The organism is Microcoleus vaginatus FACHB-2002 (genome assembly GCF_040004035.1).
In the GTDB taxonomy this organism is placed as follows: Bacteria; Cyanobacteriota; Cyanobacteriia; order Cyanobacteriales; family Microcoleaceae; genus Microcoleus; species Microcoleus vaginatus_C.
The window spans coordinates 64,425-82,167 of sequence record NZ_JAMPLN010000025.1 but is presented as its reverse complement, the minus strand read 5'-3'; the positions used below and the strand labels follow the sequence as shown (position 1 = coordinate 82,167).

Annotated in this window: 7 protein-coding genes; 5 read left to right on the top strand and 2 right to left on the bottom strand. The window is 44.4% G+C overall.

Going from position 1 to position 17,743, the window contains the following annotated elements; all coding sequences use genetic code 11:
* Positions 1-66: 66 nt before the first annotated feature.
* Positions 67-3,579, bottom strand: a complete 3,513-nt coding sequence (locus tag NDI35_RS20530) for a glycosyltransferase (RefSeq protein WP_445314346.1) — start codon at positions 3,577-3,579, stop codon at positions 67-69.
* Here NDI35_RS20530 and NDI35_RS20525 point away from each other — a divergent pair.
* Entirely contained in the window at positions 3,578-3,742 is a 165-nt protein-coding gene (locus NDI35_RS20525; RefSeq protein WP_445314345.1) for a hypothetical protein, read from the top strand. The genes NDI35_RS20530 and NDI35_RS20525 overlap by 2 nt on opposite strands.
* Here the strand turns inward: NDI35_RS20525 and NDI35_RS20520 are convergent.
* Positions 3,739-6,306 carry a glycosyltransferase gene (locus tag NDI35_RS20520; RefSeq protein WP_445314344.1) on the bottom strand — a complete coding sequence of 856 codons (2,568 nt, stop codon included), beginning with the start codon at positions 6,304-6,306 and terminating at the stop codon, positions 3,739-3,741. The two genes, NDI35_RS20525 and NDI35_RS20520, sit on opposite strands and share 4 nt — an antisense overlap.
* Before the next feature lie 160 nt (positions 6,307-6,466).
* On the opposite strand from NDI35_RS20520, the gene NDI35_RS20515 reads away from it, so the two are divergent.
* The 4 genes from NDI35_RS20515 (at position 6,467) to NDI35_RS20500 (ending at position 17,641) form a co-directional block, all read left to right on the top strand.
* Entirely contained in the window at positions 6,467-8,785 is a 2,319-nt protein-coding gene (locus NDI35_RS20515) for a tetratricopeptide repeat protein (RefSeq protein ID WP_445314343.1), read from the top strand.
* A gap of 183 nt (positions 8,786-8,968) precedes the next feature.
* Positions 8,969-10,261 (top strand): ATP-binding protein, encoded by a 1,293-nt coding sequence (locus NDI35_RS20510; RefSeq protein ID WP_445314342.1) that lies wholly within the window; start codon positions 8,969-8,971, stop codon positions 10,259-10,261.
* A gap of 408 nt (positions 10,262-10,669) precedes the next feature.
* Positions 10,670-15,865, top strand: a complete 5,196-nt coding sequence (locus NDI35_RS20505) for a PAS domain S-box protein (RefSeq protein ID WP_445314341.1) — start codon at positions 10,670-10,672, stop codon at positions 15,863-15,865.
* A 390-nt stretch (positions 15,866-16,255) separates the two neighbouring features.
* Positions 16,256-17,641: a lipid-A-disaccharide synthase-related protein gene (locus NDI35_RS20500; RefSeq protein ID WP_445314340.1), complete on the top strand. Its 1,386-nt coding sequence runs from the start codon at positions 16,256-16,258 to the stop codon at positions 17,639-17,641.
* Positions 17,642-17,743 lie beyond the last annotated feature (102 nt).

Here is a 17,743-nt window from a genome sequence, read left to right as displayed (position 1 = left end):
ATCTTTTCTTTAGTTGATGTTTTGTGGAAAGGGCATCTTGCCCGTTCCTAAGAATGCTGCAAGAACTCAGTTTTGACGAACCGATGAAAACACTTCAAAACCCTGTCTTGATTCTATCACTTGTTGCCACGAGCGGGAGTTGATCAGCTCGTTGGGATCGAAATTAACTCCTTTTTCCGCAGCGAAAATACCAAAATTTTTCACCCAATCAAAGATAGTTTCTGTGGTAAAATAAGGTGTGCAATCCCAAGCAGATTGCAAATTATTCACCATCTCGGACATATCTCCGTTATAGTAAGCATCCCCAGCTTTCAACACTAAATAATAGTATTTCAGCAGGCTATCCACTTGCTGTAGCTGCTTTTTGAGTTTCGGACTAATAGAGAAACTGTCGCTCTCACCGTCACTTACAAATGCCTGTTCAATTATTTCTCCATATTCCCGAAGCATCCGTTCTTCTTTGAATAGTTCTTGGGCTCGCGCTTTGCACGCTTGTCCTGCAAGTCTGCGCGATTCGGGATTTTCTGCCCATATTTCCACCGTTTTTACTAAATCTTGTACTGTTCCTTCTGGGTCGATTGTAGGATCGGGTAGCAACTTTCCCGTATCTCCCAATTCTTCAGGAATCCCGCTGACTGCTGTGGCAATTACGGGCAATCCTTTCGCCATTGCTTCCATAATTGCTAGCGGCATGCCTTCTGCTTGGGAAGATAAAATAAAGATGTCGCTGGCGTCGAGCCAATCGGCAATATCCCAGCGCTGTCCTAAGAATTTAACCTGTTCTTCTACTCCCAATTTGCTCACAGTGGCTCTTAATTCAGGTTCCAGATTGTCGTGAACAGTAGACCCAGGCCCGGCCCAAACAAAGTAAATTTGGGGCCAAATTGGACAATTTTTCAATTGGGCGATCGCCTGCAATTGATACTGATATCCTTTAATTGGACTCAATCTCGCCGCCGTAAAACAAACGACAGCATTTTCGGGGATTCCTTGTTCTTTACGCAGGCGTTGGCGAGTTGAAAGATTCGGCGGTTCAAAATAACTGTTCGGTCTCCCATAATAAATAACTTTGCCTCGTTTTAGAGGCACTTTAAAAATTCTTTTGAACAAGTTTAAATTTTCCTGGCACACTGCTACTACTGCTTTGGCTAAATCGTACTGATAGGAGACAGCCTCAAAATAGGGAATTTGATCGCCCCGATCGAAAGTTTCATAATTGCGACCCATATAACCGAGAGTAACTATGTACGGTATATTCTGCTTAATAGCAACTTGTTTGGCCGCAAAATTGGCCATCGGCGAGCCGTCGCTAAATATAATTAAATCCGGTTGAGCCTGCGCGTAAATTTTTTCAGCATCGCCTAAATTGTAAGCAACTTGCAAAAACTCTTTTATCGTGTCAAAAGCCAGCCAAATATGTTCTATCCCTAACTGTTTTTGTTCGGCAATTAAAGGGTTATAAGCTTTAGTTTGAACGCTAATAACTTGGTATCCTTCGGCTACTAATTTACACATCAGCGAGTGGTTAAACTGAGCTAAACCTCCCACTCCGTGGTCTTCGGCGTACAGTAGTAGGCGGGCTTTTCGCGGTTGGTCAATCGAAATATGTGCAGGTTGAAATTGAGGAGTATTGTTAGCAGCAACCACTACGATATCTTGCCATTCTTTTAAATTGGTTAAGGCATAAGTATTAAAGTCGATACCATATTCTTGCGAAACACTCCTAAAAGTTTCTAACCATTTAAATACTGTTTCCGTACCTGTAAAAGGAGTGTAATGAAGAGATTTCTCCAAACACTCGACCATCTCTGTCAAATATCCATCACGGTACATCCGCCACGCTACCCATACTAAACACCTGTAACGTTCCTCGCGTTTCAAGTCGCGGATGTACTGAGGTAAGTCTAGCCGCGCGAAAAATTGCTCCATCACAATTTCCATATTTTTCATTACTTTGGAGCCGCTGGACATGAGATTACTGTCGTGCTGGCGATAGCAGGTTAATATCTCTTTTAACCAAACTAGATTGCAGCCTTTTAAAGCTAAACGTAAGACAAAATCTAAATCTTCAGTTAGCGAAAAGCGAGGATCAAAACCCCCCAAGCGTTCCCACCACTCTCGGCGCAGCATCAGGGCGCTGGAACGCACTGATTTGTACAAAACTAAGCTTTGTAAATCTAATTGGGGTGCTTCTTCCCAAGGCTTTACTCCATAGATGCCTTCGTCCTTTTTGTCAACTATCAGCCAACCTGTCTGCACCAAATCTAATGTGGGGTCAGCGTCAAAGCAAGCAATTTGTTTTTCGAGTTTTTCTGGGAGGAAGAAGTCGTCGCTGTCGAGAAAAGCTAAAAATTCCCCTTTGGCTAGTTCGCAGCCCCGATTACGAGCTATTGCTGCCCCTTGATTTTCTTGATAAACGTACTGAATTAAATCGTAGTAAGGCTCTAAGATTTGGCGAGTGTTGTCGGTCGAGCCGTCATCTACGACAATAATTTCCCAGTCTTGGTAAGTTTGGTCTATCACACTTTCTACTGCTCTAAGTATATAGAAATCGCAGTTATATGCCGGGATAATTACGCTGACTCGCACTGTTTTGTGAGGGAGAATGCTAGACATTAATTGTTTCCATTCGGGTAAGTTTCTTAAAGATTGCATATTTCGGGGAAATCCGTAAGCTTTACAGCAACAACCCAGACGATTTATCCAATCTCCTACGGTTTTTTTAGCAGAGTAAGGAGTATAAGCGAAAGATTTTTGGTAATACTCAACCGCTGACGCCGGATAACCGGTATAGTACAAGCGCCATGCCATCCATGTCAGTGCTTCGTAGAAAGCAGGATTTTCTAAGTCGCGGATGTGCTGTGGCAAATCGGGTTTATTGAATAAGTTTTGTTTTAATTTAATAAACAGATTTGCTTGTTCGGTCGATTTTTTAATTGACACATTTTTGTCATGCTGGCGATAACATACGGTCACCTGGGGTAGCCAAGCAGATTCGCAGCCTAACAATGCTAAACGCAATACTAAATCGGCATCATCTACGGAATCAAACTCTGAGTTAAATCCCCCTACATTTTCTAACCACTTTCGCGAAAACATCATGGCGCTAGGAAGTAGGGGCATCTGTACTATCCATGTTTTTAAGTTTAATGTTGGGAAATCTTCCCAACATTTGATATCAGAAATTGTCCCTCCTTGCTCGTTCACTAAACGCCAGCCACTATTAACAATTCCTAGTGATGGCTGAGCGTCAAATAACGCAACTTGTCCAGCTAATTTATCTGACAAGAAAAAGTCATCTTGATCTAAAAAAGCAATTAATTCACCTCGGGATTCCTGAATTCCTCGGTTGCGGGCGGCAGCTACTCCTTGATTTTCCTGATAAACATAGCGAATTTTTTCAACATAAGGCTGCAATGCTTGGCGGGTGTCGTCGGTTGAGCCGTCGTCTACGACGATAATTTCCCAGTTTTTATAGGTTTGGCTGATGACGCTTTCTACCGCTTGCCCGATGTAGCGATCGCCATTATATGCTGGAATAATTACACTTACTCGCGGTGTCGGATTTGCCATTGACATGAGTTTTATCGGTGATAAGGAAGGAAGAAGGAAGTTCGGCAACGGGTTCTGTAACGGATGTAATGGCTGTAACGGAGGTCAGGCAGAAGGCAGAAGGCAGAATATAAATGCTATTTTACTGCTGGTAGCCATCCCAATTTTAAATTCTACTCTGCTATTTTAGCGTGCATAAAATACAGAATTAAGACCCTGGACGCCCTCGACCAATTGTTGCCATTCTGCTGAGTTAGTTAGAGAATATGTATCTAAATGATGCCCTTTAGCTGACGAAAAATTACAAAAAAAATCTATCCAGTTTAACAGCGTTTCTGTACTCAAAAAAGGCGTACACTGCAAAGATTCTTGAAGCCACTTCTGCATCCCGATGAGATCTTCTTGACAGTAAGCGTGCCACGCCTTCCACACTAAAAAGCTGTAGCGAACCCGGCTTTCTACCTTCGCCATCCACTCCTGCACCTGTTTGTGAGTAACAAATTGATCTTTTTCGCTATCGGAAAGTAAAGCTTTTTCGATCGCCTCAACAGACTCTGCGAGCATCCGCTCCTCTTTGAACATTTTCTCGGCCCGCTGCTTGCAAGCTTGACCGATTTGGCGGCGCAATTCTGGATTCAGCGCCCAAGCTTCTACAGTTTCCGCCAATTCCCTCGCTGTGCCTTCGGGATCGGTATTCGGATCGGGCAACAACTTCCCAGTATCGCCGAGTCCTTCTGGAATCCCGCCCGCTGCCGAAGCAACTACGGGCAATCCTTTAGCCATCGCTTCCATGACTGCAAAAGAAGGTGCTGCATCGCCGAGAGATGTCAAAATGAATATGTCGCTAGCATCCAGTAAATCTAGGATATCCCAGCGCTGTCCGATCAACTTCACGCGATCGCTCACTCCTAACTCTCTAACAGCTTCCCTCAATTCTCTTTCTAGATCCCTATAGCTTCCCTCGCCATTTCCAGCCCAGACAAAATAAAGTTTAGACCACACCGGAGACTGCTTCAACTGTTTGATTGCTTCGATCTGATATCGATGCCCTTTAACGGGTGCCAATCGAGCAGATGTGAAACAGACAATCGCATCTTCAGGAATTTCTAACTCTTGCCGCAGGCGTTGGCGAGCCGAAGGATTAGGAGGTGCAAAATATTCAGGAGAGCGCCCCAAGTAAATCACTTGTCCTCGCTCTTTTGGCAAATTGAAATGTTGGCACAATAAATTCAAATGTTCGTAAGCCAAAACAATCACGGCTCTAGCTTGCAGGCACTGATACAGCACTCCCTCTCGATAAGGCACTACATCCCCGTAGGCAAAATTTGCGTGATCTGGCATGACTAACCCGATTAACATCATGTATGGTATTCCCATCTGAATAACTACCTGTTTAACTGCAAAATTGGAATAGGGCCAGCCATCGCTAAAAATAATCAGATCAGGTTTATTAGTAGAAAAAATCTCTTGTGCATCATCAGTATTTCTTAACACCCGCGCTAAATCTCTATGGCTGCTAAAATCCAGCCACGAGTGCTCTATACCTAACTCTCGTTCTCGCTCAAGCAAGGGGCTAGAATGTTTGGTTTGCACGCAAGTGACTCGATAGCCTAATAGGGCTAACTGACAGAGAATGGCATGGTTGTACTGCGCTAATCCTCCCACGCCCGGATCGTCGGCGTTGTAGAGTAGAATGTGCGTTTCCCTAGGGGATAGCTTCGCTTCACGTGCTTTTGGAGGTGTAGAAATAGAACTCTGTTGGGATTCGGAGTGATGGGTCATAACCATCAAAATTATATCTTGCCATTCTCCTAACTGACTCAGTGAATAAGCATCAAAATTGTCACCGTATTCTTCAGAAAGGCTCTGAAAAGTTTGCAGCCAATTCACCACTGTTTCTGTAGACGAAAAAGGAGTATATAGCAATGACTTTTCCAAACACTCCGCCATCTCTGCTAGATGACCGCCGCGATACATCCGCCATGCCATCCACACCAAGCATTGATAGCGTTCCTGTTTTTTTAACTGTCGAATAGACTGAGGCAAATCAGGTCTAGAAAAGAATTTTTTCATCAGAATTTCTGTATTATTCATTAGCGGAAAACCGCTTGACATGAGATTAGTATCGTGCTGTCTATAACAGGTAAGTACCTCTTCTAACCAAACTGCTTTGCACCCCTTTAAAGCTAAACGCAAGGCAAAGTCTAAATCTTCCGTCGGCGGAAGCCCCGCCTCGAAACCGCCCAAGTATTCCCACCACTTACGCCGCAGTAGCATGGCACTTGGGCGCACACATTTATAGAGAATAAAGCTTTCTAAATCTAATTGGGGCGCTTGCTGCCAAGGCTTTACCGCAGAAATATGTTGCCCTTTTTCATCGACCATGAGCCAACCTGTTTGCACCATATCTAATGTGGGGTCAGCGTCAAAGCAAGCTACCTGTTTCTCTAGCTTGGATGGTAGGAAATAGTCATCCGCATCTAGAAAAGCTAAAAACTCGCCTTTGGCTAGCTGGCAAGCACGATTCCGAGCTATTGCTGCTCCTTTATTTTCCTGATATATGTAGCGAATTCTGTCAAAATAAGGCTGCAATACTTGCTGCGTGCGATCTGTCGAACCATCGTCTACAACTATAATCTCAAAATTAGTAAAAGTTTGACGTAGGGCGCTCTCCACCGCTTGTACGATGTAACGATCGCCATTATATACAGGTATAATTACGCTGATTAGCGGTGTTGGATTGACTGTTGACATTATTTAGCTCGCTGTTAACCTATTACTGTCTAGTTTATATTAATCTCGCGGAAATTCAGAACTATTCTCAGCTCGCTAGCTCTACTTACAGAAACTTGAAGTTTGGCAAATTGTAGCATATAATCTTACATGGAATGATAACTCAAAAGGAAAATAAAAAATGAATTCGGAAACAGCGCAGGTGAATTTTCAGCAACAGGCAGAACTTTATTTAGCTACAGGGAACTTCGATCGGGCGATCGCACTTTGCCAACAAGTTTTGGCATCTGAACCCAATTCAGCAGAGACTTGCAAGACCTTGGGAAAGGCGCTGCAAGCTCAGGGTAAACTAGAAGACGCAAGGTATTGGTATAAAGTTGCGATCGCCCAGCAACCCGATTTTGCCGAAGCTTTTGCTAACCTCGGCACTCTCTGCGCTACTTTGGAACAGTGGCAAGAGGCGATCGCCTGTTATCAAAAAGCCATCTCCATCCAACCGGACTTTGCAGGATTTTACCGAAATTTGAGCCGGATATTTACCCAAGTCGGTCAAGCTGAAGAAGCAGCAGACTGTTGGTATCAAGCACTCATGTTGGAACCGATAGAGATAGCGGAAGAATATCTTGATTTAGGTAATACTTTGTTGGCGCAAAACAAACCCGAAAAAGCGCTGACTTGTTACCACCGCACGATTTATTTAAACCCGAGTTTTTGCGAAGCTTACTGCCAATTAGCAGAAGCTGCTAGCAAGCTAAAAAAGTGGGACGAAGCTATTATTCATTACCGCAAAGCTATTCAACTCCAGCCGGAGATTTCGGAGTTTTATTACAAATTAGGCAATGTTTTGCAAGCTAAGGAACTCTGGCGCGAAGCGGAGGCGGCTTACCGAAAAAGTATTGATTTAAATCCCAATTCTTTTTTCTCATACTACAACTTAGGCAGCGTGCTGCTCAATTTAGAAAAATGGCAAGAAGCTGCGATCGCTTACCGCACGGCTGTGGAAATTAACCCGGATTATTCTTGGTCTTACTACAGCATTGGTGCAGCTTGCGATCGATTAGAAGAATGGTCTGAATCCGCTGCTGCTTACCAGCGCGCTACTGAAGTAGACCCGAATTTTTTCGCAGCTTTTCACAAGTTAGGAGATGCTCTTTTTAAACTAGAAAAATGGTCAGAAGCTGAGGCTGCATACGAACGGGCGATCGCACTAAATGCGGATTTATTTTGGTCTCATTATAACTTAGCTTTGACTTTAGTTAAACTTCAAAAGTTTGCAGCAGCAACACTCGCTTATCGGCGGGCGATCGCACTCAATCCAGAATTCTCTTGGACTTACCACAATTTAGGAGAAGCGCTGTTAAAAACCCAACAGTGGAAAGCCGCAGCTACCGCTTACCAACGTGCTATTGAACTTAATCCCAGTATTTCTTGGTCTTATTACAATTTAGGCGATGCTTTGAGTGAAAGTCACGCATGGAACGATGCTGTTTCCGCCTACCTTTGTGCCCTTCAAATCGAGCCGTCTCTACCGGGAATTTACACAAAGTTAGGTGAGGCTCTAATTAAAAGAACTCCAGTAGATGCAGATGTAGCAACTAGCTACTATCACCACGAAATGCAGCCGCTGCACGCTCCTGAATTTTACTGCGAAATAGCCCATAAGTTTACTGAGAGCGATCGGCTGAACGAGGCCATAATGTTGTACTTGATGGCATTAGAAATTAGACCAAAAGATCCAGAAATATCCAAAAAATTAGAGGATATTTTAGAAAAACAGCGTCAAACAGGGGAATCTACTCTATTATTAGAGTTGAAGGCTAAGGATATTCGCGATCGCTACATTGCCCGAGTAGTCAAAGGCAAGACTTTTGCAGAAGTCGGCGGCTTGTGGGGAACTGTCAGCGAAAAAGTATCTGTAGCTAGCAAATACGGTGCAGTTTCTCTGACAATGATTGATGCCATGCCGGCATCCCTCCATTGGTGGCAAGATTTTCATGCTCGCATGACAAGTTTAAATATTGCTAATTATCACTGTATCAATCAAGATATCACTCAGATTCAGCTTGCAGACATTGGCGAGCCTTACGATGTAGTTCACTGTGCAGGAGTTTTGTACCATCACCCCCATCCGTTGCAGATTTTAGTTGCCTTGCGTCAGATAACTCGCGAGCATTTAGTTTTCACTTCAGCTATCACCCAAGAAGTTATAGAAAATGAGTTGGGATGCTATGAAATTCCCGCTTCTGGAGTAATGTTTATTCCCGCTTTGGACGACGCAGAACGAGCTATTTTAACAGCTTACTGGCGGACATACATCAACAACAACGCACTTATAGGGATAACTGAAAAAGCCGTTTTTGACATGGACAATTTTGCGCCGTGGTGGTGGCTACCTACAGCTACTGCTTTAGAAGCTATGTGCAAAGTCGCGGGATTTAACGTTTTAGACAAAGGATTGACTTGGGACAATAATGCTCTGACTCTGCTGCTGGGGATTTGAGGATTGGTAAACGAACAATAACAGGACTTGCTTGTACACAAACGGCTAAACACCCGGTTTATGAGCGGATTCCTCATTTTCTTTCCCCAACATTCTTACTATAAACCGGGTGTTTTCCGTAAGTCCTAAATAAAATAGCTGCCAACATTTTTTGTGAAGAAAATAGTAACTGGGAAATAATCAATGAACAATCAGCAACCAGGGACGCCGTTAGGAAACATTTTAGTAGTAGACGATACACCAGAAAACCTGCGTCTGTTGTCTACGATGTTGACTCAGAGGGGGTACACCCCCCGCTGCGTGATTAACGGAAAAATGGCTTTGAGAGCCTGCAATTCTAATCCACCAGATTTGATTTTGCTCGACATAATGATGCCGGAAATGAACGGCTACGAAGTATGTCAGCACTTGAAACTAGAAGCAAAAACTCGCGAAATCCCGGTAATTTTTATCAGCGCTAAAGATGAAGTATTTGACAAAGTAAACGCATTTGCTGTGGGAGCTGTTGACTATATCAGCAAGCCATTTCAGTTTGAAGAAGTGCTCGCCCGCATCGAAAGTCACCTCAGCCTGCGGAATTTACAAAAGCAGCTAAAAGAACAAAATATGCTGCTGCAAGAAGAAATCACGAGCCGCTTAGCAGTCGAAAAAACTCTTCAGGAAAAAAACCAAATCTTGCAACAAGAAATCAGCAGCCGTCGCGCTGTTGAAAAAGCTCTGCAAGAGCAAAATTTGGTACTCCAACAAGAGATATCCCACCGCCAGCGCGCCGAATCTGCTCTATTAAAATCTAACCAAGAATTGGCGCGTTCAAATGCAGAACTAGAACAATTTGCTTATGTGGCTTCTCATGACTTGCAAGCGCCTTTAGCAACCATTGCCAGTTACGCTCAACTTTTAGAAAAACGCTACAAAGACCAACTCGACAGCCAAGGTAGTAAGTTTATCGGTAATATCGTTCAGGGCTGCACCAGAATGCAAACTTTAATTGACGATTTACTCGAATATTCGCGCGTTGGCCGGAGTCGGAAACCTTTTCAACTGACAGATTGCAATCATGCAGTCGAGCAAGCACTCGCGAACCTGCAAGGGGCCATCCGCGAGACTAAAGCCGTTGTCACCTACAGCGAATTACCCACGGTAATGGGGGATATTTCTCAACTCGTACAGCTATTTCAAAATTTAGTCAGCAATGCGATTAAATATCGCCACGATGCACCGCCTGTGGTTCATGTTACCGCTTGCAAACAGGAGGAAAACTGGTTAATTTCTGTCTCCGATAATGGAATTGGGATTGCTCCCCAGCATCAAAAACGTATCTTTCAAATTTTCCAGCGCTTGCATACTCAAAGAGAATATTCGGGGACAGGTATTGGTTTAGCAATTTGTCAAAAGATTGTGGAGCTTCACGGCGGATGTATCTGGGTGGAATCGGAACCGGAGCAAGGTTCTACTTTTTACTTTACTCTCGCTTAATTGAGACATAACTTCGGCAACAGCTATAAGCTATAAGGGAGGTAAAATTACTTACTTTCTATATTCTCAATCCTAACCTAGAAGATATAATCTAGAAGGTAATACTATTGAATAGGGCAGATGAAAGCAGTAAAGAATTGGGAATGACTGTGACTATCGGGGTGGGGAGATGGGCTAGAGTTGCATTTTTTTAAGTGGTATAAATGGCCAGTTATAATAAAAATTCTTTTCCGTTGACAGTCGAGTTGGTGCGTGATATAATTTTAATTATTAAACAGAATTTTTGTAGCGCTTGCTTACCCTCCCCAATCTGACGGTCGATGTATGTGTACGTGCAATTGAATGACTGCCGTGAAAATAAAAGGTAAAATTCAAGTTAGTTTAATATTTTCTTGATTAATAAATATTATGAAAGCAGTTTTTAACTTAGCTTTGCCTCCTATCTGCTTTAAAGTTCTGTTAGTAGAAGACAACCCTCATGAAGCTGAGCTGATTGAAGATTTGCTGTCAGAAATTGGCGGCGCGCAGCGTATAGTGCTGACGAAAGTAGAGCGTCTCAGCGAAGCGCAGCAGCGATTGAATCAAGAAACTTTTGACATAATTTTATTAGACCTTTCACTGCCCGATAGTCTGGGAATCGAGACGGTGGCTCGGGTACAAGAGTACGGGGTAAATGTGCCGATCGTAGTTCTGACCGCCCAAAACGACGAAGAACTTGCCCTGCGGTTGATTTCAGTTGGCGTACAGGATTATTTGGTAAAAAGAAAAATCGACAGCGAACTGTTAATTCGATCGCTCCGTTACGCCATAGAACGCCAGAACAGTCAAGATGCTTTGCGAAAAAGTGAAGAAAAATATCGCTCGGTGGTGGAAAATTCCCTGATCGGCATTGCCATCATCGCTCCAATTATTGACAGCGAAATTCCTCAAAATTGTCACTGGATAGAAGTTAACGATGCCCTGTGCAATTTGCTGGGCTATGAGCGCTACGAACTCGTGCAAAAGAATTGGCTAGAGTTGACTCATCCAGAGGATTTGGAGGCTAATTGTGAAAATTTTTCTCAGATGTTAGCAGGTAGGCTCGACGGTTACATCTCAGACAAAAGGTGGCTCAGAAAAAACGGCGAAATAGTTCACACGCGAGTTTCCCTGCGCTGCATCCGTCGCCTAGACGGGTCTATCGACCGGATAATCGAAGTAGTGTTGGACGTGAGCGATCGCTACCGCTACGAAGCCAAACTGAAAGCGTCAGAAGAATTTTTAAACCACACCATAAATGCTACGCCAGACCCAATTTTTGTCAAAGACGAGCAACACCGCTGGATGATATTAAATGATGCTTTTTGTCAGTTGGTCGGCAAATCGCGACAAGAACTGATGGGCAAATCAGATTATGACTTTTTCCCCCAATCAGAAGCTGCTGTTTTTTGGACAAAAGATGAAGAAGTCTTGACAACGGGTGTATGCTTGGAAACCGAAGAAAACTTCACAGACTCTGCCGGGAGAGAACACATAATTTCTACCAAAAAAAGCGTCTTCCAAATAGCCGACGGCAGTAAAGTAATAGTGGGTACAATTAGAGATTTTACAGAATACAGACAGCAACAAAAAGCCCTAGAACAAAGCGAAGCTCGCTTTCAAAAATTGGTAGCTAACCTGCCGGGAATAATTTATCAATTACGAATGTCAGCAACTGGAAAAATGTCTTTCCCCTACATTTCTTCAGGCAGTAGCCAACTCTACGAATTAGAGGCAGAAGCAATAGAGCAAAATGCGGAACTGATTTCTAAGGGAATTCACCCAGACGATCTCTTAGATTTAAAAACATCGATCGCCATTTCAGCCACTACGCTGGAACCTTGGCAGCAGCAGTGGCGGCAGACTTTACCATCTGGAAAAGTTAAGTGGCTGCAAGGAGCGGCGAGACCAGAAAGGCTCACTAATGAGAGCAAATCTGGCAGCGAAGGCGATATTCTCTGGGACGGTTTAGTGATGGATATTACTGAATTAAAGCAGGCACAAACAGAGCGCGATCGTTTTTTTACTATCTCCTTAGACTTGCTTTGCATTGTTGGCTTTGACGGTCATTTTAAACGTTTAAACCCAGCTTGGTCAACAGCTTTAGGCTACAGTATTAGTGAAATGTTTGGCAAGCCAATGATCGAATTTGTTCATCCAGACGATCGAAAAGCCACCGCAGCCGAAGGAGCAAAACTAATCGCCGGTACGTCCAGTATCTCCTTTGAAAACCGCTACATCTGCAAAGACGGTTCTTACAAATACTTCCTGTGGACTGCATCGCCATTTAGCGAAGAAGGTTTAATCTACTCAGTCGGTCACGACATTACCTCTCGTAAACAAGCAGAGTCCCAACTCCAGCGACAAGCAGTAGCAATGGCCGCTGCTTATGACGGCATCGCCATTTTTAATAATAATAAAGAATGTATTTATTCCAACGACGCTTATCTCAAAATGTACGGCTTGGCTAGCCCTAGCGAACTGTATGGGAAGAAATGGAAAATGCTCTACAGCAAAGCAGAAAATCTATTTTTTGAACTACAAATAATGCCGATTCTCCTGCAAAAAGGGTACTGCAATATAGAAGCGAGCGGTCAGCGCCCGGACGGTACTAAGTTCCCTCAAGAATTGTCGCTGACAATGCTTGTAGGTGGCGAAATCATTTCTATAGTCCGCGATATAACTAATAGAAAACAGGTAGAATCAGCCCTGCGGTCGAGCCAGCGCCGCTACCAAACTTTAGCAGAAGCATCGCCAGTTTGCATATTCCACACCGACACCTTGGGAAATTGCCTTTATGTGAATAAACGGTGGAGCGAAATTACGGGACTAAACGCAGAATTAGCCGCCGAAATTGGCTGGATGAATGCCATACATCCCGATGATGTCGAGCGGGTAAAAAATGAATGGCATCGAGCAATTATTGAGAAAATTCCTTTTAAATCAGAATACCGCTTTCAGCGTCCAGACGGTCGGGTAATCTGGGTGATCGGTCAGGCAATTGCAGAAATCGGAGACAAGCAGGAAATTAAAGGCTATATCGGCACTATTACTGATATTAGCGATCGCAAACAAGCAGAATTAGATTTGCTGCGAGTTACTCAAGCGGTGGAAAGCACCAGCGATGCGATCGGCATTGCTGACTTGACAGGGCGATCGCTCTACCACAATCAAGCCTTTGTTCAACAGTACGGCTACACAGCAGAAGAACTAAACACAGCAGGCGGATTAACAGCAATTTACCCCCAAACTAAAGTGCTGCTAGAAATGTTTAAAACGATCCGTAAAGGCAAATCTTGGCAAGGCGAACTCAAAATCAACACTAAAAACAACGAACTGGTAACAACTTTATTTCGCGCCGACGGCATTAAAGATGAAACTGGTAATTTAATCGGGTTAGTGGGAGTAATTACCGACATCACCGAACGCAAACAAGCGGAGATGGCCCTGCAGCAGCAATTAAGGCGAGAACGGCTAGTAGTTGCCATGCTCGATCGCATTCGCTCCTCTCTCAATTTAGAAGAAGTCCTCAGCACTGCTGTCGAAGAAGTGCGGCACTTTTTGCAAACAGACCGCACAATTATTTACCGCTTTAATCCCGACTGGAGCGGTCTTGTAGTTGTCGAATCCGTAGCAAAAGATATAATTTCGTTGCAAAATATGGATTATTTGGATACGTGTTTTAGAGATAATTTTGTGGATATTTATCAGCAAGGTAATATTCGCGCTGTAGCAGATATTTACGCGGAAAATATGAGCGAATGTCACATTAAATTTCTCGAACAATTTGAAGTTAAAGCTAACTTAATAGTGCCGATTTTACAAGCACGAGAAAGCATTTCCCAAGTCCAACCGACGACAGAAAATCACCTCTGGGGACTCCTGATCGCTCACGATTGCAGTGGCCCCCGTTCCTGGGATGCCTCAGAAATAGAATCCCTCCGGCAATTGTGCGTGCAATTGGCGATCGCGATCCAGCAATCAACGCTATTTCAACAAGCACAAACGGAAATTGCCGATCGCAAACTTGCAGAATCTGCCCTCCAACAAGCTGCATTAGCCGCAGAAAGCGCCAACCGTGCCAAAAGTGAATTTCTTGCCAACATGAGCCACGAACTACGCACACCTTTAAACGGCGTTTTAGGTTACGCTCAAATCCTCAAAACCGACAAAGACTTAAACTCAGATCACCAAGAAAGTCTCAGCAATATTCAACAGTGCGGTCAACACCTGCTGATGTTAATCGACGATGTTTTAGATCTTTCCAAAATTGAAGCTAGAAAAATGGAACTCTACCCGGAAGAGTTAAATTTTCTAAATTTCACGAAAAACATTGCCGATCTCTTTCAGATGCGCGCCTCTCAAAAAGAAATTTTATTCCATTACGAACAAGTCTCTCCCCTCCCTAGCTGCGTTCGTGTCGATCCAAAAAGATTGCGCCAAATTCTCATAAATTTACTCAGCAATGCCGTTAAATTTACTAACAGCGGCGGTGTGACTTTCAAAGTCGGCTATGTCGGCACAGGGGCCTGGAGTCGAGGCCAAGGAGAAAATTATGAGCTCTCGACTTTGAGTTCGGAACTGAAAGAAAATTATATGCGCTTCGCCCACAATCCGATCGCAGCCCAACACGCTTTAAAAATCCGCTTTCAAGTCGAAGATACCGGCACGGGAATAGAGCGAAGCAAGTTAGAAGAAATATTTTTGCCTTTCCACCAAGTAGGAGGCAATACGTTTGTTGAAGGTACAGGTCTCGGACTCTCAATTAGCCAGAAATTAGCGAAACTAATGGGTACCGAAATTCGAGTCCACAGCACTTTGGGAAAAGGCAGCACTTTTTGGGTAGATTTAGAATTGCCAGCAGCTAAACGGTACTTGGAGGTGTCTCCTTTACAGGAAAAACGCTGGCTTGTCGGTTTTATCGGCAACAAGCGGAAAGTGCTAATCGTGGATGACAATCAACAGAATCGCGATTTGTTGTGCAGGCTGCTGCGGCGTTTGGGATTTGAGGTTGCAGAAGCAAAAAACGGGCAAGAATGCCTCTGCAAAACAGTTGAATTTCAACCGGATGTGATTTTAATGGACTTGCGGATGCCTGTAATGGATGGCTTAGAAACTGCACGAAAACTGCGCCAGTTTGCGGAATTAAAAGATGTTGTGTTAATCGCTATGTCAGCGAGCGTTTTCGAGGCTACGCAGCAAGATAGCATCCTCGCAGGGTACGATGCTTTTGTTCCCAAACCGATCGAAGCAAATCACTTTTTGGAACAGTTGCGCGTGCGTTTGGGACTAGAATGGATTTATGGGGAATCCTCGGAAAACAAAAAGCGCAAAACTCCCAGTTTGCTACCCGCCTCTGATTTTCCTGCTTATTCTTCTCTGTTACCTGCGGCTTCTGAGTCAGTAGCAAAACTTTTGAAACTCGCAGCTATTGGCGATATTGAAGAAATTTTTGAGGAGAGTGCTAAGCTGGAGAGTTTAGAACCTAATTTAATGCCGTTTGTCTCGAAGCTGCGCCAACTTGCTAAAGGATTTCAGCTCAAACAAATTCGGAATACTTTAAAGCAATATATCGAGGGAAAATAGTATGACTCTCATGATTGAGAGCTTGACTGCATACAGATAATTTAGATGTGCAGCAAGTTACTGCCGCGTTATTTAGCCGGATATCTGGCAATTGTCGATCGGGGAATTGTCAGTGCAGGCGGTCGTAAGTCCCAACATTAAACAAGTTGTTTTCCAGCTTCAGAAGTTGCCCTCCCAGAGTCAGATCAACTGCTGTTAAATGCCAGATATTTTTGGGTACAGCAGACATTTTGATCGGCGCCGGATCGGGTTCGCTCTTACCGTGTTTTGTACTATTTCAAACAACAATTTTCTGGTAAACTAAAGTGGAAAGTTGCTTTCCATCCCTAGACTGAAGTCCCAGGGTTTGCAGGCTATTTTTTGACAATAGAGTTTTTGAGAGAGTTGGGATTGAAATTACTTTGCCTCAGTAACGGCCACGGAGAAGACGCGATCGCCCTTCGCATCTTGCAGGAACTGCAACAGCACCCGCATCCGCCAGAATTAGCCGTGTTTCCGCTAGTGGGCGAAGGGCAAGCTTTCGCTCAACTAGAAAACGCCCGCATCATCGGCCCGGTGCAGCGGATGCCTTCGGGCGGCTTTATTTACATGGACGGGAGGGAATTTTTGCGCGATGTCAAAGGCGGTCTGCTTCAGTTAACCATCGCTCAGTTTAAAGCCATCCGCGCTTGGGTGCGATCGCAACAACAGTCTGGGAATCAAGACGGCGTTATTTTAGCCTGCGGGGATATTGTACCGCTGCTGTTTGCTTGGCTCAGCGGCGTGCCCTATGCCTTTGTCGGTACGGCAAAGTCGGAGTATTATTTGCGCGACGAGAACGGGCCTCTGGCTCGCAAATCCCGAGTCTTTGGTTGGTGGGGTTGCCCGCGCTCGATTTATTTCCCTTGGGAGCGCTGGTTGATGAGTAGAGCGCGCTGTCGGGCGGTTTTTGCCAGGGACGCGCTAACCGCCGAGACTTTACAAAAGCTGGGAATTCCCGCTTACAATCTCGGAAACCCAATGATGGACGGACTCGAACCGGAAAACCCCGCCGGTTTTTACGGCCCTGACGCAGAGTTTCGGGAAATCGAGCGATCGCTCATCATCACCTTACTCCCCGGTTCTAGAGCGCCGGAAGCCTATGCTAATTGGCTGCTAATAGTAGAGGCTGTAGCCGGAATTTTATCGCTGTTTGCCGATCGGAAATTGTTATTTTTCGGAGCCATTTCTCCAGAGTTAAACTTAGAAGCTTTGCGACCTAGTTTAGAATTTTTCGGCTGGCGACAAGACGGCGAAATTAGAACGCAGCGGCGAGAAGGAAGTATTTTGCGGCCTCCTGTTTCTAGCGCTCAAGAAATCCAGCAAGAATCTCCTAATTTGCTATTGCCCCTGACATTTGTGCAGAGAAACGCCACGATGATTTTGACTCAGCAAAGTTTTAACGATTGTTTGTACGAAGCAGATTTAGCAATAGCAATGGCAGGAACTGCTACAGAACAATTTGTAGGTTTAGGAAAACCGGCGATCGCCATTCCCGGAAACGGCCCGCAATTTACTCGCGCCTTTGCAGAAGCTCAAAGTCGCCTGTTAGGCCCGTCATTAATTTTAGTCAAACATCCCGCCGAAGTTGCCGGCGCCGTGCAGTCTTTGCTCCGCGATCCCGACAGGTTGCAGCTAATCGCTGACAATGGCTGGCGGCGCATGGGAGAACCCGGTGCAGCAGCCAGAATTGCCGAGTGTTTAATTCAGCGGTTCGGCGGTGAATCCAGCAATTCTCCATTGCCTGCAATAGACTAGGAACAAAACAATTTTGTGTTCCTGCCCAGTATCTTTAATACTACTTTCTTTTAAAAAAATATTGTTCGGTAACTACTAATTTCCGTAGGGTGCGCCTAGGCG